This is a genomic window from Arthrobacter sp. 9E16 (assembly GCF_002929435.1).
Classification (GTDB): Bacteria; Actinomycetota; Actinomycetes; order Actinomycetales; family Micrococcaceae; genus Arthrobacter_B; species Arthrobacter_B sunyaminii.
Genome location: NZ_PJIU01000003.1, coordinates 570,831 through 588,406, shown reverse-complemented (window position 1 = coordinate 588,406; position 17,576 = coordinate 570,831). Strand labels below are relative to the sequence as shown.

Sequence of the window (17,576 nt, the reverse complement as noted above, 5' to 3'; positions counted from 1 at the left end):
CTGGCGGCAGAACCAATTAGGTACCCGCTGCCGCTTGGGGCATCCGCGCACCTTTTGCGCGGACCGGACCCCTGATCCGCTGCCGCTCCGGGCATCCGCGCACCTTTCGGGAATTCGCTGCCGGTCCGCACCGGCAGCAGAATCCCAATCCGGATGCGCCTGCCCAAAGTGGCCGCCTTTCCCCCGGGCGGGGTTTTTATCCACAGATCGCTCCCGGTTCATCTAGTGAAGCAAGCCCCGGATTCACGCTTGTCTCATGGATCCGGAGTTTCTTTATGCAGCCGACGCCGATCGCGACGGCTCCGGCAGACGTACCCTGGCCCGGAGATGTCAGGCGGGCGAGCTGGTCCGGGTGCGGGCCGGGGTCTACGTCGAAGCCGCCCAGTGGCAGAAGATGCCGCAGTGGGACCGGGACCGTGCCTCGATTACTGCTGCCGTGGATCAGGCACAGGCACCACGGATCCTGATCCAGCAGTCGGCCGCCGTCATCTGGGGTTTACCTGTCATCGGCAGAACCTCTGAAATCCTGCTGCTGGCACCGGGCACTTCGCATGGAAGACGCCGCGGCAGTCTCCGCTGGACACCTCGGAGATTACTCGAACCGGCCACGGCACGGGACGGCCTTGCCCTCACCTCACGTGCTCAAACAGTCCTCGACATGGCCGCTCGGCTTCGCTTCGAGCGTGCGGTTCCCGCCATGGACCACGTCCTGCGCCCGGATGCGGCACGCAGCCTTCCCGCTTTGGAGAAGGAGGCCCTGCTGATCCTTTGCGAAAACCTTCCGGACGAGGCCAAACGCACCAGGGCGAGAAGGGTGATCTCCTTCGCGGACAGCCGTTCCGAATCCCCCGGCGAGTCCTATTCCCGTGCCGTTTTGCATCTGTACGGATTTCCGCCTCCGGACCTCCAATATGAGTTCCGGTCTGCCGGAGGACAATTCATTGGAAGAACCGACTTTTTCTGGAAGGACTACGCGCTGGTCGGTGAATTCGACGGCGCGGTGAAGTATGGAACCGCGGGATCCAGCCGAAGCCCCGGCGCCAGCCAACAGGTCGGCACGGCTTCCCGGGAAGCCCTCATCCTCGAGAAGAGGCGGGAAGATGCGATTCGGGCGACCGGCGTTGGCTTTGTCCGCTGGTCCTGGGCCGACCTCATCAAACCCCGGAATGATCCGGACGGGCTGGTGAGCATGTTGCTTCGAGCTGGGCTGCCCAGGCAACGCCGCCGCTGAAACGGTCAGGAACCCACGGCCGCGCGGACCAGCGCGGCATTGGTCTCCCGCACTGTGTCGGCATCGATCTTCACCACGCGCCGGTCATAGGTGAGCAGCCCGTTCACTTCGTCCTCCACATCGGTCAGCTGCGTGTACACGGTCGCAGCCAGCCCCTGAGCCACCGCCCGTTCGATCTGCTGACGGTGCAGCTTGATCCACGCCCGCCGCAGGGCCTCCGGCGTCTTGAATTTCCGGTAGCCGAACTCCTTCTCGTTGAAGGTGTGGCCCGGAACGCGCAGGCTGTAGCCGCCGTATTCGGACAGGACGACGGCGCGCCCGTCCCGCAGCCAGCCCTTCCGGAGCACAAACGGCACAAAGTACACGTGCACGCTCTTGAGGTCTCCCCCGCCCTGGTCATGCCAGCCGCTGGCATGGTCGATGCTGCGGGTCGGATCCAGCGAGCCCAGCAGGTCGGTGACGGCGTTCGCGTCAAACTGGCCCCAGCCCTCGTTGAACGGAACCCACACTGCCAGCGAGGTGCTGTTACGCAGCAGGTTCACGGTGCCGCGCAGCTCCGTCAGGAACTCCTCCCGGCCCGCTTCATCAGCACGCCCGAACGCAGCGTGGTCACTGTCATCACGGTGGGGCAGCCCCACAGCCGGAGCCGTCACCACTGAGTGCCGATAGGAACGGCCGCCGCTGACCAGGTCCTGCCACACCAGCATGCCGAGGCGGTCGCAGTGGTAGTACCACCGCAGCGGTTCCACCTTGATGTGCTTGCGCAGCATGGTGAACCCCAGATCCTTGGCGGTTTGGATGTCATACACCAGAGCGGCATCCGACGGCGCCGTGTACAGGCCGTCCGGCCAGTACCCCTGGTCCAGCAGCCCGGCATGGAAGTACGGTGTGCCGTTGAGCAGGAGCCGGGTATGACCGGATGCATCCGGCCCCGTTCCAAAGGTCCGCAGCCCGGTATAGCTGCGCACACTGTCGATCTCCCGGCCGCCGGACAGCAGCCGCACGTCCAGGTCGTACAGGAACGGATCCTCGGGTGTCCACAGATGCGGATCCGGCACCGGGATGTTCATGGCTTCCCCGGGAACGACGACGGCGTCCGCCACGGTGCGTCCGCCGGCGGACACAGTGATCGCCGCAGACAGGTCGCGCCCGTCGTCGCCGGTTTCGTCCAGCAGCACGGTCACCGAGACGGAGTCCAGATCCGGCACCAGGACCAGCTGCGAGATGCTCGTCCTCGGCACGGACTCCAGCCACACCGTCTGCCAGATGCCGGACTGAGCGGTGTACCAAATGCCGCCGCGGTCCAGGGTCTGCTTGCCGCGGCTGTGGTAGCCCGTGTCGCTGATGTCCCGGACCCGCACCACGATTTCCTGCTCGCCACCGGGCACCAGCGCGTCCGTGACATCCAGGGAAAACGGCAGGTAGCCGCCGTCGTGCCCGCCCACTTCCGTTCCATTCACCGTAACCGTGCAGCTTTGGTCCACCGCGCCGAAATGCAGCAGCACGCGCTCGCCGGCAAAACCGACCGGCAGCCGGACCGTCCGCCGGTACCAAAGGAACTGCTGGGGCTGCAGTTGCCGGTTCACCCCGGACAGCGGCGCCTCGGGCGAGAACGGTACGAGGATCTGCCCGTCCCAGTCGCCCTCGGCCGGTGGCCGCTCCCTGCGGACCGAGGTGATGGCGTACTCCCAATACCCGTTGAGGTTCAGGCAACTGTCGCGGACAAGCTGCGGACGGGGATATTCCTGCAGAACGGATTCCGGATCCAGGTCAACTCCCCACGGGGTCGTCAGTGTCACAGGCGGGTGTGCTCCTTGGTCGGCGTTCCGGGCGGGCATCACCGGCGGCGTTGTCCAACTCCTGCGGCACCCTTCAGCGCGCGCGGCCTGAACGCTGCCTCGCCGCGATGATGTCCCGTGCAGTCGCGCGCAGTTCATCGGAGCCGATACCGTGATCCGTGCCCCAATGCCGCTGGATGCCCAGGTCCAGTTGCCCCGCGACAAGTTCGACACCGATCAGCGTAGCTTCTTCAGCTACGTCCTGCACGGCCAGCTTCAGTGCCTCAACGATAGTGCTGCAGTGTCTCTCCACGGGTACGGGGTGAGCGGGCATCACGCCGGAAGTGCCCCCAGCACACTGTTGGGACCCGGAGCCTTATCAGTCTCCAGAATGTACTGGATGGGGATTTGGCCTGTGACCATGATGCCTTTGACCACTTTTTCCCTGCGCTGAAGCCCGACCTCGATTCCTTCATCCCGCAGTACCTTCGAGAAGAGCTGGATGGACAGCGGATCTGTGCTGTTTTGTTCACACCAGATGATGAACATGCCGTAGAGGTCGGCAACGGGCAGGACTGCACTGTCATCGAGGTCCCGTACGGTGCATACAGCAAGGAACTGACGGACCCGGTCCTCGGCTGTCTTGGCGTTCCCGGTACGGTCAGCGGGGGTGGTGCCTGTCATTGCAGTCATGCGCTTTCTCCTGATCGATCGGTGCGAGTGGCCACTACCGGCCATGCAAACTCTGATCTCTCCGAAAACCATGTCGGCTGCTCTACACTGTAGACTGTAGCCGTAGACCTACGCAGAAGCAACCATTATCATTAGGGCAGAGCGAGCGATGTTCGCTCCCCAAGACGATCAGGACGGACCCACCCCATGACGGAAGCCCCGGAAACACCAGCCACATCAGGTTCCCGAAAAGCTCGCCTGAGCAGGGAACTCGTGCTGGGGACGGCCCTTGAACTGGTGGATGCCAACGGGCTGGAAGCTCTCAGCATGCGTCGACTGGCACAGGAACTCCACTGCGATCCGATGAGCCTCTACCGTTACGCGGAAAACCGTGCAGCCCTGCTGGCCGGAGTCGAAGAACTGGTCTTCAATAAACTGACGATTCGTCTGGATGAGTTGGACTGGCAGGCTCAGCTGCGACGCATCGCCCATGACGTCCGGGTGCTGGCCCTGCAGCACCCCAACACGGTCCCGCTGCTGGTCACCAGGCCCTTGTCCACTCCCCTGGGCCTGCGCCCCCGGGGAACACTGCGGCCGCTTGAGCGGATTTTGGCGCTCCTCATGAAAGCCGGATTTTCCCCCGAGGATGCCCTGCACATCTATCGTGCCTTTTACTCGTTCCTCTACGGACACATCCTGAACGAGCTGCAGGAGCTCATCGCCGATCCCGAAGAAGATGAAGCCATTCTGCGTCTTGGCCTGCACCGGCTGCCCCCGAAGGAATTCCCCCGGCTCAGGTCCCTTGCACCGATTCTTGCGGACTATGACGGCGAAGTTGAGTTGGATCAGGGATTGAGCATCCTGCTCTCCGGACTCGCTGAACAACTGGGCGGCGGGTCTGTGCTGCACAGCTGAGCGCCGGTGACCGGCAGCATGAAACGCAGGAGGGCAGGCGCGCCGGCGTCAGTTGCCGATCCCGATGGCGGGACCAAACAGGGCAAAACCCACAAACCCCGTGATGTCCACCAGGGCATGGGCGATCACCAGCGGCATCACGCGCCGGGTCTTGACATACGCGTAGCCGAAGATCAGCCCCATCAAAAAGTTTCCAATGCCCGGCCCAATCCCCTGGTACAGGTGATAGCTGGCACGGATCAGGGCGGAGGTCAGGATGATCGCCGGCGTCCCCCAGCCCAGCTGCCGCAGCCGCAGGAACAGGTATCCCACCACAATGACTTCCTCGAGCACCGCATGCCGCACGGCCGAGAGAATCAGCACCGGCAGCGTCCACCAGTACGTGTCCAGCGCTGCGGGCACCAGCGCGGTGGTGATGCCCAGCGCCCGGCCGGCCGCGTATACGCCCAGGGTTCCCACACAGATCACCGCCGCCAGGCCCGCGCCCAGCCCGAAATCGCGCAGCGGCTTCTCGAAGGTGAACCCGATGCGCCGGAACGCCGATTTACCGGGTTCAGTGAGCAAAAACAGCACCAGGGCCACGGGCAGCAGCGAGAAGAAAATCCCCAGCAGCTGATAGGTCAGGTCAAACCAGGGGTTCTCGTCCAGGACCGGGTTCAGCGTGGTGGTCTGCCCGGCCAGCGGTCCCTCGGTTGCCTTTTCCAGGAGTTCGACGACGGCGTAAACCCCCGAGCGGCCCAGGGACAGTCCCAGCACAATCAGGATTTCGAAGACGAGCATCTTCCGTGCCCGCGGATCAAGCGACTCGGCGGGGACGGAGGGGAAGGCAGCACGCATGCCTTCCATTGTGCAGGATGTGCAAGGAACCACACGGTTCCCGACCGCGGATCGGCTACCGGGCAGGCAACCCCAGCTGTTGTCCGGCCCGCCATACGGCACCGGTCAGCGGCATGCCGGGCCGGTAGGCCAGATGCGCAGCCGAGGGAGCGTTGAGCAGCTGCAGGTCCGCACGGTGCCCGACGGCGAGCGACCCCACCGCCCGCTGCCCGTCCCTGTCCTCCCCGGTGTGCACGCGCAGGGCCAGCGCGCCGCCGAACGTCGCAGCCCGCAGTGCTTCCTGAACCGTGAGGCCCATCTGCAGCACCGCCGTCGCCACACAGAAGTTCATGGAACTGGTGTAGGACGTGCCGGGGTTGCAGTTGGACGCCAGCGCCACCTGGACTCCGGCATCGAGCAGTTTCCGCGCCGGAGCCAGCGGCGCCCGGGTGGACAGGTCGCAGGCGGGCAGGCAGGTGGCCACGGTTCCTGCCACCCGGGCGGCTGCATCCGTTCCGTCCGCGTTCCATTCCTTCCAGGTGCCGGCGAGGGCGTCGATGTCGTCGTCGGCCAGGTGGTTCACGTGGTCCACGCTGGCCGCGCCAAACTCCACGGCCAGGCGCACGCCGGCACCGCGGCCCAGCTGGTTGCCGTGCACCCGCAGGCCCAGGCCGGCGTCGCGGCAGGCTTTCAGCACCCGCCGTGACTGGTCCTCGGTGAAGGCGCCCTCTTCGCAGAAGACGTCGGCCCACTGCACATACGGCAGCACCGCTTCAAGCATCTCAGTGCACACCAGGTCCGTGTAGTCGTCCGCGTCGGAGCCGGCCGGCACCAGATGTGCGCCGAGGTAAGTCACCTGGTTCGCCACGGTGGAGGCAATGCGCGCGTGCCGCCGCTCTTCCTCCACGTTCAGCCCGTACCCGGTTTTGGTCTCAAGATAGGTGGTGCCGCCGGCCGCCGCCTCGGCAACGCGTGCCAGCAGCAGCCGGGTCAGGTCATAATCCGAGGCAGCCCGGGTGGCGTCGGTGGTGACAGCTATGCCGCCGGCAGCGTAGGACTCCCCCGACATCCGGGCTTCGAACTCCGCGCCGCGGTCCCCGGCAAAGACCAGATGCGTATGCGAATCCACCCAGCCCGGCAGTCCCGCCCGCCCGCCGGCGTTGACCATCTCATCAGCGGCAGGCGCGTCGGACGCCGCACCGATCCAGCTGATCCGTTCGCCCTCAAACACCACAGCCGCATCCTGCAGCACTGATCCGGTGCCGCGGGTTTCATCTTGGGTGGAAAGCTCGCCAATGTTGGTGATCAGGGTGGATGCCGGGGTGCTGCGTGCGGTGGATGTGCTCATGGGTCTTCCGTTGTGGTGGCTGGGATGGTGGAGGCGGACATGGTGGTGGCTGGCAGCGGCGGGTTTTTCCCGTCCACGGCGGCGACGGCGGCCGACAGCAGCGCCGCCGGATCGCCCAGTACGGCATGCCGGCCGTGGCGGGCCAGGATGCGTCCGCCGACGACCACGGTGTGGACATCCGACGCTGTGGCGGAAAGAGCCAGCTGCCCGGGGCGCGAGCCGGCCGTCCGGAGAGTTTCGGGATCCACTGACATTAGATCGCAGCTGTTCCCCGGGGCCAACCCGGGAGCCGGCCGCCCCTGCGCGGCCGTTCCGGCAGCCGATGCCGCCGCATGCAGGTCCGCCGGGCTGAACCGGCCGCGTTCCCCGGAGCGGAGGCGTTCGCCGTGTTCCAGCGCCCGCATCTCCAGCCAGGGATCGACGACGGCGTGCTGGTCAGTGCCCAGAGCTATCCGGGCGCCGGCGGCCCGCAGTTGTGCCGCCGGACCGATGCCGTCAGCCAGATCCGCCTCCGTGGTGGGGCACATCACCACAGTTGCGCCGGCGGCTCCCAGAACGCCGATGTCTTCTTCACTCAGATGGGTGGCGTGAACCGCTGAGAGCCGCCGGGTCACCAGGCCGTGCTTGGCCAGCAGCAGGGCCGGCGTGAGTCCGGTGGCTTCCCGGCAGGCCGCATTCTCGGCGGGCTGTTCGGAGAGATGGATGTGCAGCGGCAGGTCTGCGGGGAGTTTCCGGGCGATCAGCTCCAGCTCCTCCTCCGGCACCCCGCGCACAGAGTGCAGGGCCGCTCCCACGCTGACCTGCGCCGGATCGAACTCCTCGGCAAACGCAGCGCGCAGGGAGGCCAGCCGCTGCAGCCAGGCGGCGCCGTCGCGGTCCCCAAAGCGCAGCTGTCCCTGCGTGAGCGGCGCACCAAATCCGCCGGCCAGGTAGCAGGTGTCCAGCAGCGTCAGGCGGATGCCGGCGGCGACGGCGGCCCGCGCCAGCGCCCGTTCCATGGCGTGCTCCTGCGGATAGGCGCTGCCGTCCGGCTGATGGTGGACGTAGTGGAACTCGGCCACGGAGGTCCATCCGGTGACCACCATTTCCGCGAACACCGCTGTGGCAAGCTGCTCATACAGTTCCGGAGTCAGGGCGGCGGCTACTTCGTACATCTGCTCGCGCCAGGTCCAGAAGCTGCCGGTGCCGGCGGCGTGGGTGCGTCCGCGCAGGATCCGGTGGAAGGCATGGGAGTGCGCGTTGGACGCCGCCGGGAACGTCACGCCGGGCAGCCGGCAGTCCCCTTCCCGGACCGGCACGCCGGTTTCGGTTCCCCTCACCGTGCCCGTGGGATCAATCTCCACCCGGATACCGGCGGCAACCGCGCCGTTCACCCAGGCTTGCTCGCACCAAAAGGACTCCTGCCGCTCCGGGATGCTCACAGCAGGTCCTGCAGGGCATCGGCGAGCGCCGCAACGCCGAGCTCGGCGTCGGCATCCTCCACATACTCCTCCGGCGAGTGGCTGATCCCCGAGGGATTGCGGACAAACAGCATGCCCGTGGGCACCAGGGCCGCCAGCACTCCGGCGTCGTGCCCGGCGCCGGTCGCCAGGACGGGGGCGCCGGGCACGGTTCGAGCCACTGATTGTTCGAGTGAGCGCTGAAGGGCGGCGTCAAAATGGACGGTGCCGGAATAGGATTCCTCGGTCAGGCGGACTGTGCAGCCCTCCATCGCGGCGATCCTCTGGGCCTGGCCGTGGATCTTCTCCACCAGGGCAGCGGTAACGGCGTCCTCGGGGTGGCGGACATCCAGCCAGAGGTCCACCCGGGAGGCGATGACGTTGGTGCCGCCGGGAACCGGTTCCAGCCGGCCGACCGTGGCGCGGGCCCCCTGCCGGGCTGCTGCGGTCTGCCGCACGGCCACGATCAGCTGGGCTGCCGCGACCATGGGATCGGCGCGGTCCGCCATCAGGGTGGTTCCGGCGTGGTTTCCCTGCCCGGCGATGGTGAACCGCCACCGGCCGTGGCCCAGCACGGATCCTCCCACGGCCACGGCCGGACCGCGCCCGGCCGCATCCATGAACTCCTCAGTGTTCAGGCCGCGCCCCTGCTCCACATGCAGTTCCACAAAGTCGCCGATGCGGCTCAGCACCGCCTCATCGCGTCCCATCAGCTCCGGGTCCAGTCCGTTGGCGCGGGCGACGTCGGCAAAGGTGTTGCCGTCCGCATCCCGCAGGGACAGGGCTTTAGCCGGGTCGATCGCTCCGGCCAGCAGCCGGGAGCCGAGGCAGGCGACGCCGAAGCGGGATCCTTCTTCCTCCGGGAACACCGCGACGGCGAGGGCCCGGTTACGGACCAGGCCCCCCTCCCTTTCCCGGGCCTGCAGCAGATCCACTGCCGCCAGGGCACCGGCCACGCCGAGCGGTCCGTCGAAGGCGCCGCCCCCTGGCACGGAGTCCAGGTGGGAGCCGGTAACCAGCGCGCCGCGGCGTTCCGGTACGCCGGACGTTCCGTCGATCCCCGCTGCAGAATCCCCCGGCAGGTCCCACCAGGCCCACAGAATGCCGTTGGCATCCGTTTCCACGGCCAGCCCGCGCCGAAGCGCTTCGGCCGTGAACCATTCGCGCAGGTCTCTTTCGGCGGCGGAGTACACCGGGCGGGAGTATCCGCCGCGGCGCTCATCGCGTCCGGTGTCCTCGATGGCGGCCATCAGAGCTTTAAGGGGCGAAGCAACGGGCGAAGCAGGTGACAGGTCCATGGATCTACTCTGCCATCGGAATACGGACACCGCGCTCGGCGGCGACGTCGGAGGCGCGCTCATATCCGGCGTCGACGTGGCGCATGACGCCGGTGCCCGGATCATTGGTCAGGAGCCGCTCCAGCTTTCGGGCGGCCAGCTCGGTTCCGTCCGCGACCGACACCTGGCCGGCATGAATGGAGCGGCCGATGCCCACGCCGCCGCCGTGGTGGATGGAAACCCACGTGGCACCTGAGGCGGTGTTCAGCATCGCGTTGAGCAGGGGCCAGTCCGCGACGGCGTCGGACCCGTCGGCCATGGCTTCGGTCTCCCGGTACGGTGAGGCCACCGAGCCGGAATCCAGATGGTCGCGGCCAATGACAATCGGTGCGCTGACCCTGCCCTCCGCGACGAGCGAGTTGAACAGCAGCCCGGCCTTGGCCCGGTCGCCGTAGCCCAGCCAGCAGATGCGGGCCGGCAGGCCTTCAAACTCAACATGCTCCGCCGCGGCGTCGAGCCAGCGGTGCAGGCGCGTGTTCTCCGGAAAGAGGTCCTTCATGGCGGCATCCGTGACCGCAATGTCCTTCGGATCGCCGGAAAGCGCCACCCAGCGGAAGGGGCCCATGCCTTCACAGAAGAGCGGCCGGATGTAGGCGGGAACAAACCCCGGGAACTCGAACGCCCGCTCGTAGCCGCCCTGGCGTGCTTCGTCACGGATGGAGTTGCCGTAGTCAAAGACCTCGGCCCCGGCGTCCTGGAAGCCCACCATGGCCGCCACCTGGCGGGCCATGGATTCGCGGGCCTTCTTCGTGAACCCTTCGGGGTCGGCGGTGGCTTCGGCGTCCCAGTGCTCCACGGGAATGCCGGCCGGCAGGTAACTCAGCGGGTCGTGGGCTGAGGTCTGGTCCGTGACAATGTCCACGCTGATGTCCCCGGCGAGCTGGCGGCGCAGCAGTTCCTCGAAGACCTCGGCGGCGTTGCCCACCAGTCCCACCGACAGCGCCCGTTTCTCGGCCTTGGCGGCCATGACCTTGGCGGCGGCGGTGTCCAGGTCCGTTTCGACCTCCTGCAGGTAACGCTTCCCGGCACGGCGGCGCAGGCGGGATTCGTCGACGTCGACAATCAGCACCGCGCCCCCGTTCAGCGTCACGGCCAGCGGCTGCGCACCGCCCATGCCGCCGCAGCCGCCGGTGAGGGTCAGCGTGCCGGCGAGGGTGGCGTTTTCATCGCGAAAGAGCTTCCGGGCAACGGCGCCGAAGGTCTCGTAGGTGCCCTGGAGGATGCCCTGCGTGCCGATGTAGATCCAGGATCCGGCCGTCATCTGGCCGTACATCATCAGTCCTTCGGCCTCCAGCCGGCGGAACTCGGGCCAGGTGGCCCAGTCCCCCACCAGATTTGAGTTGGCCAGCAGCACCCGCGGTGCCCACTCGTGGGTCCGGAAGACGCCCACGGGTTTGCCGGACTGGACCAGCAGGGTCTCGTCGTCGGCCAGCGTGGACAGGGTGCGGACGATCGCGTCGTACGCCTCCCAGCTGCGCGCAGCCCGGCCGGTTCCGCCATAGACGACCAGATCCTCCGGCCGCTCGGCAACTTCCGGGTCCAGGTTGTTCATGAGCATCCGAAGGGGCGCTTCCGTCTGCCAGCTCTTAGCTGTCAGGGAAGTGCCGCGGGGGGACCGGATGCTGCGGGAAGGATCGGAAATGGTAGCCATGACCAGACGGTAGCTGAGGGTTCCGGCCCGCCCGCAGAAGATTTTCGGGGCGTCTGGGATCCCAGACAGCAGGTGATCAGAAAGGCTGCAGCGGCGCCGGAGGGTGGGACGTCTGGGCGCCCAGCCGGCGGGAGATTTCGGCGGCACACCGGGAGACGCCGGTCAGCTGATCGGCCGCAAAGGCAGGGATCCCCTGCAGGGCGGCGGGACCCGCTGAATCGGCTGACAACCGGTTTGGTGCTGTGAGCGTGACGCTGGCAACCGCTCGGCCGGAGCGGTCCAGGACGGGCACGGCGATTGAGGAAAAGCCTTCCGTTACTTCGTTTTCCTCCCAGGCATAACCGCGTTTACGCACCTGCGCCAGGAGGCCGGTCAGGGCGGCACCTCCGATGCGGCCGGAGCGCAGAGTCTCTGAATCCGGGTAGAGTGCCCGCAGTTGCGCGTCCGTCATTCGGGCCAGCATGGCCCGCCCGCTGGCGGTGCGGTGGGCCGGAAGCCTGATGCCGGCGTCGGTCACCAGGGGCAGCTGCTTCGGTGCCCGTTCCTCAATCACGTAAATCACGTCGGTGCCCTGCAGGACTGCCAGGTGCGCGGTCAGGCATGCCTGGGTTACCAGCTTCCGCAGCGGAAACCGGCCAATGCGCTGCAGCGGTGCCTGCCGCGCGTAGCCGGTGCCGAGCTCATGGGCTGTCGCACCGAGGGCGTATTTGCGCTCCTCCGGCAAATGGACGGCAAACCCGTCGGCAACCAGGGCGGCAAGCAGGTGGTAGGTGGTGGACCGCGGCAGGGAGAGGTCCCGGGAAACGGCGGTGGCGCTGACGGGGCCGGCCTGCGTTCCCAAATAGCGCAGGATCGACAGGACTTGTGCAGCAGCGGGAACCTGAACCCGGAAATAGCTCTCTGGCATGTGCAGAGTCTAGTGCAGTGTCTGGAATCCCAGACAGGGAATCGGTGTCCCGCTAGGACCCCTGCCGTTCCCATGCTCAGATAAGGAGATGGAAACCCTGCAGAACCCCCGTACAACCGTCGAGCTGGGAACCGGCGCCCTGGCGGCGGAGGACATCGTTGCCGTAGCCCGGCACGGCGCAGCCGTCACGCTGGCGGCCGAGGCATTCACCGCTATGACAGCCTCACGCACGGTCATCGAGGAACTCGCTGCCGACGATAAGCCCCACTACGGGGTTTCGACCGGCTTCGGGGCCCTCGCGGTGAAGCAGATCGTCCCCGAACAGCGCCGGCAGCTGCAGCGTTCACTGATCCGCAGCCATGCGGCGTCGTCGGGTGCGGAAGTGGACACGGAGGTGGTGCGGGCGCTGATGCTGAACCGGCTGTCCACCCTCGCCACCGGCCGCACCGGCGTCCGCCCCAAAGTGGCCCTCGCGTATGCCGGGCTGCTCAATGCCGGCATTACTCCGGTGGTGGGCGAGTACGGTTCACTGGGCTGCTCAGGGGACCTGGCTCCCCTCTCCCACTGTGCGCTGGCCCTGATGGGCGAAGGCGAGGTCCGGACCGCCGACGGCGAGCGGGTGCCGGCCGCAGCGGCCCTGTCGGCAGCCGGGCTGGAACCGCTGGAGCTGCAGGAGAAGGAGGGCCTGGCCCTGATCAACGGCACCGACGGCATGCTGGGTATGCTCACGCTGGCCATCGCTGACCTGCACCTGCTGCTGTCCACCGCGGACCTGGCAGCAGCTATGAGCGTTGAAGGGCTGCTGGGCAGCGACGCGGTGTTTGCCGCGGATCTGCAGGCACTGCGGCCGCAGCCCGGACAGGCGGAATCCGCCGCGAACATCCGCGCCTTTCTGGCCGGATCGGCTCTGATCGAGGAACAAAAAACCGGCGGCTTCACCCGCGTGCAGGACGCCTACTCACTGCGCTGCGTTCCCTCCGTCCACGGCGCTGCCCGGTCCACCCTGCAGCATGCCGAGAATGTTGCAGACTGTGAGCGGGCCTCGGCCATCGACAATCCGGTGGTGACCCTGGACGGGCGGCTGGAATCCAACGGCAATTTCCACGGCGCACCTGTGGGCTACGTGCTGGACTTCCTGGCGGTCGCCGTCGCCGACATTGCCTCCATGAGCGAACGGCGCACCGACCGTTTCCTGGACCGATCCCGCAGCCACGGCCTCAACGCGTTCCTGGCCTTTGACCCGGGAGTCGATTCCGGGCACATGATTGCCCAGTACACGCAGGCCGGGATCGTTTCCGAGCTGAAGCGGCTGGCCGTTCCGGCGTCGGTGGATTCCATTCCCTCATCGGCAATGCAGGAAGACCATGTCTCCATGGGCTGGGCGGCGGGACTGAAACTGCGCCGCGCAATTGACGGACTGACGCGGGTCCTGGCCATCGAGGTGCTGACCGCAGCCCGGGCACTGGACATGCGCGACGGCGGTGTTTCCACCTCCCGCAGTGCGCCGGCGGTTACCGCGGTTCGGGCGGCCCTGCGTGAAGTGGTGCCGGGGCCGGGTCCGGACCGGTACCTGGCGCCGGAGATCGAGGCCTGCAGGGTGGCCGTGGCGGACGGTTCCCTGCTCGCTGCTGCTGACTCCGTGCTGGACACGCCGTTACTCTAAGCCCATGACACCTACGGATACTCCCGTCCCTGCCCGCCGGCTCACGGCCCGGATCACCGGAGAGGTCCAAGCGGTGGGGTTCCGCTACCGGACCCTGCAGCAGGCAATCCGCCTCGGACTCACCGGCCTTGCCGCCAACCGCAGCGACGGATCAGTCCTGGTGGTCGCAGAGGGAGCCGGCCCGGCCTTGGAGGAGCTGTTGCAGTGGCTGAATTCTCCGGCTGCTCCCGGAACAGTGAGCGCTGTGCAGGACTCCTGGTCCGAAGCGACGGGCGAATTCAGGACCTTCGGAACTGAGTGACCGCCATGGCGGGGTGGACAGCAGTTTGGACAAAGAAAAGCGCCGGCAGACCTTGGGTTGGTTGGGGGGAACAACCCTGGTCTGCCGGCGCCGGATAGGTCACTACTCTATCCATTCATCACTCGCACCCTTATGAGGTACTAACTACGTTAACCCCTCTGACTGGGCACGAACTGGAGGAAAGCTGGCAACTCCCTGAACGTCGGAAGATCCGCAATTGCGCAGGTCAGGAGGCTTTCTGCCGTGTCAGTGCCTCATGCACTTTTCGTACTGCCTGGGGAACGGGATTGCTGGACGCCAGCACCAGTGCAGGCCGCTGGCCCATGGCCGGTGAGGCACAGGCAGGGGATGCTGCGTTGGCGGAGACTCCCGGAGCGGTCTTCTTCTTCGGCTGCACGGCACCGGACCGCGGCTGCTGCTTCTTGGCTGCCCCGTTGCCGGAACCCTTGACGGCGCCCTTGGCCGGAGTCTTAGCAGAAGTCCTGGCCCCTGCCGGTGTCTTGCCGGGCACCTTGCCGGCAGTGTTCTTTACTGCGCTTGGCTTGGCCGCGGTTTTAGCGGAAGGCTTCTTGGCTGCGGCAGGCTTCGCCGCAGGTGTCTTGACCGCTGACTTCGCGGCGGAAGGCTTCTTGGCTGCGGCAGGCTTTGCCACAGGCGCGGCGGCAGCAGTCTTCGCGGCAGGTGCCTGATCCTTCTTGGCCGGACGATCCGTCCGGTTTGCTTCAGCCGGAGTGGAAGTCAAAGCAACCGCTGCTGCGTTCGCAGCCGCACGCGCCGCGGCCACGGCTTCGATCATCGACACAGCCGGCCCAACGGTGCGGGCGGCGGGATCATAGGCCCGGCCGGTCGGAGGCGCCGGACGCAGTGCGGCGAGGAGCTCGTCCGCTGCGGAGCGGGTGGTGTCAATGAAGGCCAGTGCGGCGGTATCCTCGGGCGCGGTCTCGCTGCGCCGAATGGCTGAGTTTTTAACGGCCCGGTAGATGGCAGCGATCACTATAATCAGGGCTGCACCCGTTGCGTACATGAGGATCAGCGAAAAGGCCAGAGATGTTGTTCCGCCGGAAAAGAATCCAAACCCCGTTACGGCCAAAATCAGCCAGGCTCCGGAGATAACGGTCACTATTGTTCGGATTTTGACATAGAGCGAACTCTGCTGCGCGCCAACCAGCTGTGGCGGCAAAATATCTGACACTGGGACAGACCTTTCAAGCAAAAAGGTGGATCTAAAAAGAAGAGAAAGCCAACTTGGCTTTATCCTTCAACTGTAGGCACCCGGGCACGCGAATATGACCATACACACTCACTTGCACCGATTCGTTACGCAGCAGTGATGAGACTTTGGTCACAGTCCGGCGCGGGTGGGACTCAGTGCCTCGATGACGGCCTTTTTCGGCTGTTCCCCCTGCAGCATTGCGGCCGCGATTTCCGCCATTCCGGATGAGGTTTGAAAGCCGTAACCACCCTGTCCGGCCAGCCAAAAGAACCCGGGAACAACGTCGTCGTACCCCACCACGGGAAGCCCGTCAGCCGCCTGGGTGCGCAGCCCGGTCCAGGACTTCACAACCCCCGTGATTCCCAGGGTCGTCACGGAATTAACAAGGTCAACCAGCGCGGCAACGTCCTCGGCGTGCGGGCGGGCGTCCATGGGCTCGCTGGGAACACTCTCCGACGGAGACACCAGGACCCGGTTTCCGTCCGCGCGGTAGTAAAAGGTCTCATCCGCGTCGGCCACCATGGGTGCATCCGCAGGCAGGGGGTGTTCGACGTCGACGATGGCGGCCGTGCGGCGGTACGGCTGCAGGCCGCGCTTCCGGACTGAGTAAAGGGCGGCCAGCTCGTCAGCCCAGGCCCCGGCGGCGTTGACCACCACGCGGGAAGTGATGTGCTGCTCCCCCGCCTCCGTGACCCAGCGGCCGGAGTTCTCTCCTCCTTCCCCATAGTGAGCACCCCGGACCGGGGACCCTGTCAGGATGCGTCCGCCCCGGTCCAGGATCCGCCGGCGGTGGTATTCCATCAGCGCGTCGGTGTCACACCCCACGGACGTGGTGTCCAACCCTGCCGCGGGAAAGTGCTCGGGCTTCAGTTCAGGAGCCAGCGCCATCATCTGCGCCGGCGTAACGGGATGCATGTGGCCGCTGGCGCGGTCCCGTACGGCTTCCTCGCTGCCGACCAGCAGGAAACTGCGTGCCGTGAGGACAGGCTCCGGCAAATGGACCTCAAGCGCCCGGATGAGGGCCAGGGTTCGTACGGTCAGTTCCTGGATGACTGCGGGCCCGTAGCTGGGTATGAGCTGACGGGCGGAGCGGGAGGAGGTGTGGAACCCCAGTGTCGGTTCGGCTTCCACCACCAGCACGCCGGTTCGCCCTGCCAGTGCCGAGGCCAGGGACAGCCCGGCTATTCCGCCGCCGACCACCAAAATGTCACAGTCCACCGAGTCTCCCCTGTTCTTCATTGCTTTTCCGGCCGCCTTCAAACCCAGTCCCGCTCATCAGTCAGAATTTCCATCAGGGTTTCCGACCCCATGAGATACATTCCCGGATGATCGTCGGAATTGGCCAGCAGGTTTGAGGCCATGCACACCGCCCAGCCCTGCGCCCTGCCCCAAACGTGCGGATCGGCGTCGTACCGGCTGCCCAGTGCGGCACGGAAGGCGCTGCGCCCGTGTTGGTCAAAGACCAGCCAGGCGGCCGCGAGGTCTGTAGCAGGGTCTCCGGCCGTCAGATCTCCGAAATCGATGACGGCCTGCAGCCCGCCGCCCGGAGCACCCACGAGATTGGCCGGATGCAGGTCACCGTGCAGCCAGAGGTTCGGACCGGGCCAGCCCGGCAGCGTGAGGCTGGCCTCCCACAGCTCCCGGACCCGGGCGGCATGGGGAACCATGCCGCTGGCGAGGCGGCCCAGAACCGCGTTGTTGCGGGTGGCCAGCGGCACGCCCCGGACCGGGTTCCGGGGGTAATCCGGCGGGGCAGGCCGGTGGAAGGCGTTGAGGAAACCGGCCAGCGGAGCAGCCAGTGCAACGTTGCGGTCCCGGGGCTGCAGCGAAACCTCGGCGCCTTCAAACCAGCGCGTGATGTTCCAGGGAAAGGGAAATGCCTCGGAGGGGCGGCCGGCAAAGACAGGGGCTGATGTTGCCACGGGAAGATCAGCGGCGAGACTGGGGAGCCACTGCTGCTCGTTGGCCGTCAGCTGCACAGCTGCCTCACGCCGGGGAAGCCTCACAGCGTGGTCTGGGCCGAGCCGGAAGATGTGGTTGTCCCAGCCGTTGGCGACCAGCTGCAGCGGCTGCTCCGCCGCCGCGGGGTGCTGCTGCCGGAGGAGCTGACGCACGAGGTCCGCATCTGCGTGGATCTCTGCTGCGGGATGATCGGCCATGCCAGAACCTTACAGTCAGCACCGGGCGGGCGTCTCCCTGTTTCGCGGCCGGGTCATAAACGCTGCCCCGGTCGGCGCCGACAGCCTGTTAAACACTGCCGGCCCCGGGGTGTCCCGGGGCCGGCAGTGTTTATGCGGTGTTTATC

The 17,576-nt window shown here is 66.6% G+C and carries 16 protein-coding genes; 4 read left to right on the top strand and 12 right to left on the bottom strand.

Going from position 1 to position 17,576, the window contains the following annotated elements; genetic code table 11:
* The first annotated feature begins 256 nt into the window (after positions 1 to 256).
* Positions 257 to 1,231, top strand: coding sequence for a type IV toxin-antitoxin system AbiEi family antitoxin domain-containing protein (locus CXR00_RS14940; RefSeq protein ID WP_104055314.1), 975 nt, complete (start codon positions 257 to 259; stop codon positions 1,229 to 1,231).
* A gap of 5 nt (positions 1,232 to 1,236) precedes the next feature.
* Here the strand turns inward: CXR00_RS14940 and CXR00_RS14935 are convergent, their stop codons facing one another.
* The 3 genes from CXR00_RS14935 to CXR00_RS14925 all read right to left on the bottom strand — a co-directional run bounded on the left by CXR00_RS14935 (position 1,237) and on the right by CXR00_RS14925 (position 3,702).
* Entirely contained in the window at positions 1,237 to 3,030 is a 1,794-nt protein-coding gene (locus CXR00_RS14935) for a glycoside hydrolase family 2 protein (RefSeq protein WP_104055313.1), read from the bottom strand.
* A gap of 73 nt (positions 3,031 to 3,103) precedes the next feature.
* Positions 3,104 to 3,343 (bottom strand): hypothetical protein, encoded by a 240-nt coding sequence (locus CXR00_RS14930; protein WP_104055312.1) that lies wholly within the window; start codon positions 3,341 to 3,343, stop codon positions 3,104 to 3,106.
* A complete protein-coding gene (locus CXR00_RS14925) occupies positions 3,343 to 3,702 on the bottom strand; it encodes a primase-like DNA-binding domain-containing protein (RefSeq protein ID WP_104055311.1) in 360 nt (119 codons plus the stop codon). Before CXR00_RS14925 ends, CXR00_RS14930 begins: the two co-directional genes overlap by 1 nt.
* Positions 3,703 to 3,888: 186 nt before the next feature.
* Here CXR00_RS14925 and CXR00_RS14920 point away from each other — a divergent pair, with 186 nt between their 5' ends.
* The gene (locus tag CXR00_RS14920; RefSeq protein ID WP_104055310.1) at positions 3,889 to 4,596 is read left to right on the top strand and encodes a TetR/AcrR family transcriptional regulator C-terminal domain-containing protein; all 708 of its coding nucleotides are present in this window, start codon (positions 3,889 to 3,891) and stop codon (positions 4,594 to 4,596) included.
* Between the two features lie 48 nt (positions 4,597 to 4,644).
* On the opposite strand, the gene CXR00_RS14915 is transcribed toward CXR00_RS14920, so the two are convergent.
* The 6 genes from CXR00_RS14915 to CXR00_RS14890 form a co-directional block, all read right to left on the bottom strand.
* A complete protein-coding gene (locus CXR00_RS14915; RefSeq protein WP_104055309.1) occupies positions 4,645 to 5,433 on the bottom strand; it encodes a CPBP family intramembrane glutamic endopeptidase in 789 nt (262 codons plus the stop codon).
* Positions 5,434 to 5,488: 55 nt separating this feature from the next.
* A complete protein-coding gene (hutI, locus tag CXR00_RS14910; protein WP_104055308.1) occupies positions 5,489 to 6,760 on the bottom strand; it encodes an imidazolonepropionase in 1,272 nt (423 codons plus the stop codon).
* Positions 6,757 to 8,181: a formimidoylglutamate deiminase gene (locus CXR00_RS14905; RefSeq protein ID WP_258060509.1), complete on the bottom strand. Its 1,425-nt coding sequence runs from the start codon at positions 8,179 to 8,181 to the stop codon at positions 6,757 to 6,759. The genes hutI and CXR00_RS14905 overlap by 4 nt, the downstream gene beginning before the upstream one ends.
* The gene (locus CXR00_RS14900; protein WP_258060508.1) at positions 8,178 to 9,497 is read right to left on the bottom strand and encodes an allantoate amidohydrolase; all 1,320 of its coding nucleotides are present in this window, start codon (positions 9,495 to 9,497) and stop codon (positions 8,178 to 8,180) included. The genes CXR00_RS14905 and CXR00_RS14900 overlap by 4 nt, the downstream gene beginning before the upstream one ends.
* A gap of 4 nt (positions 9,498 to 9,501) precedes the next feature.
* Complete coding sequence (locus CXR00_RS14895; RefSeq protein ID WP_104055306.1) at positions 9,502 to 11,187, bottom strand: urocanate hydratase; 1,686 nt, start codon at positions 11,185 to 11,187, stop codon at positions 9,502 to 9,504.
* A gap of 76 nt (positions 11,188 to 11,263) precedes the next feature.
* Entirely contained in the window at positions 11,264 to 12,094 is an 831-nt protein-coding gene (locus tag CXR00_RS14890; protein WP_104055305.1) for an IclR family transcriptional regulator, read from the bottom strand.
* 88 nt (positions 12,095 to 12,182) lie between these two features.
* Between CXR00_RS14890 and hutH the strand changes: the two genes are divergently transcribed.
* Together hutH and CXR00_RS14880 are read left to right on the top strand one after the other, a co-directional pair.
* Positions 12,183 to 13,757: a histidine ammonia-lyase gene (gene hutH, locus CXR00_RS14885; protein ID WP_104055304.1), complete on the top strand. Its 1,575-nt coding sequence runs from the start codon at positions 12,183 to 12,185 to the stop codon at positions 13,755 to 13,757.
* 4 nt (positions 13,758 to 13,761) lie between these two features.
* Entirely contained in the window at positions 13,762 to 14,058 is a 297-nt protein-coding gene (locus CXR00_RS14880; protein WP_104055303.1) for an acylphosphatase, read from the top strand.
* A gap of 226 nt (positions 14,059 to 14,284) precedes the next feature.
* Here CXR00_RS14880 and CXR00_RS18335 read toward each other — a convergent pair whose 3' ends face one another.
* The 3 genes from CXR00_RS18335 to CXR00_RS14865 form a co-directional block, all read right to left on the bottom strand.
* Complete coding sequence (locus CXR00_RS18335; RefSeq protein WP_181032596.1) at positions 14,285 to 15,178, bottom strand: hypothetical protein; 894 nt, start codon at positions 15,176 to 15,178, stop codon at positions 14,285 to 14,287.
* A 222-nt stretch (positions 15,179 to 15,400) separates the two neighbouring features.
* Positions 15,401 to 16,510 carry an FAD-binding oxidoreductase gene (locus CXR00_RS14870; RefSeq protein WP_104055302.1) on the bottom strand — a complete coding sequence of 370 codons (1,110 nt, stop codon included), beginning with the start codon at positions 16,508 to 16,510 and terminating at the stop codon, positions 15,401 to 15,403.
* A gap of 17 nt (positions 16,511 to 16,527) precedes the next feature.
* On the bottom strand, positions 16,528 to 17,430 hold the full coding sequence (locus CXR00_RS14865; RefSeq protein WP_104055301.1) for an aminoglycoside phosphotransferase family protein: 903 nt from the start codon (positions 17,428 to 17,430) through the stop codon (positions 16,528 to 16,530).
* Positions 17,431 to 17,576 lie beyond the last annotated feature (146 nt).

Excerpts from the sequence above, each read along its gene's own strand:
- CXR00_RS14925 (WP_104055311.1), bottom strand. The coding sequence starts at position 3,702 with ATGACTGCAATGACAGGCACCACCCCCGCTGACCGTACCGGGAACGCC.
- CXR00_RS14930 (WP_104055312.1), bottom strand. The coding sequence starts at position 3,343 with ATGCCCGCTCACCCCGTACCCGTGGAGAGACACTGCAGCACTATCGTT.
- CXR00_RS14890 (WP_104055305.1), bottom strand. The coding sequence starts at position 12,094 with ATGCCAGAGAGCTATTTCCGGGTTCAGGTTCCCGCTGCTGCACAAGTC.
- CXR00_RS14915 (WP_104055309.1), bottom strand. The coding sequence starts at position 5,433 with ATGCGTGCTGCCTTCCCCTCCGTCCCCGCCGAGTCGCTTGATCCGCGG.
- CXR00_RS14870 (WP_104055302.1), bottom strand. The coding sequence starts at position 16,510 with ATGAAGAACAGGGGAGACTCGGTGGACTGTGACATTTTGGTGGTCGGC.
- hutH (WP_104055304.1), top strand. The coding sequence starts at position 12,183 with ATGGAAACCCTGCAGAACCCCCGTACAACCGTCGAGCTGGGAACCGGC.
- CXR00_RS14920 (WP_104055310.1), top strand. The coding sequence starts at position 3,889 with ATGACGGAAGCCCCGGAAACACCAGCCACATCAGGTTCCCGAAAAGCT.
- CXR00_RS14940 (WP_104055314.1), top strand. The coding sequence starts at position 257 with ATGGATCCGGAGTTTCTTTATGCAGCCGACGCCGATCGCGACGGCTCC.
- CXR00_RS14900 (WP_258060508.1), bottom strand. The coding sequence starts at position 9,497 with ATGGACCTGTCACCTGCTTCGCCCGTTGCTTCGCCCCTTAAAGCTCTG.
- hutI (WP_104055308.1), bottom strand. The coding sequence starts at position 6,760 with ATGAGCACATCCACCGCACGCAGCACCCCGGCATCCACCCTGATCACC.
- CXR00_RS14895 (WP_104055306.1), bottom strand. The coding sequence starts at position 11,187 with ATGGCTACCATTTCCGATCCTTCCCGCAGCATCCGGTCCCCCCGCGGC.
- CXR00_RS14865 (WP_104055301.1), bottom strand. The coding sequence starts at position 17,430 with ATGGCCGATCATCCCGCAGCAGAGATCCACGCAGATGCGGACCTCGTG.
- CXR00_RS14880 (WP_104055303.1), top strand. The coding sequence starts at position 13,762 with ATGACACCTACGGATACTCCCGTCCCTGCCCGCCGGCTCACGGCCCGG.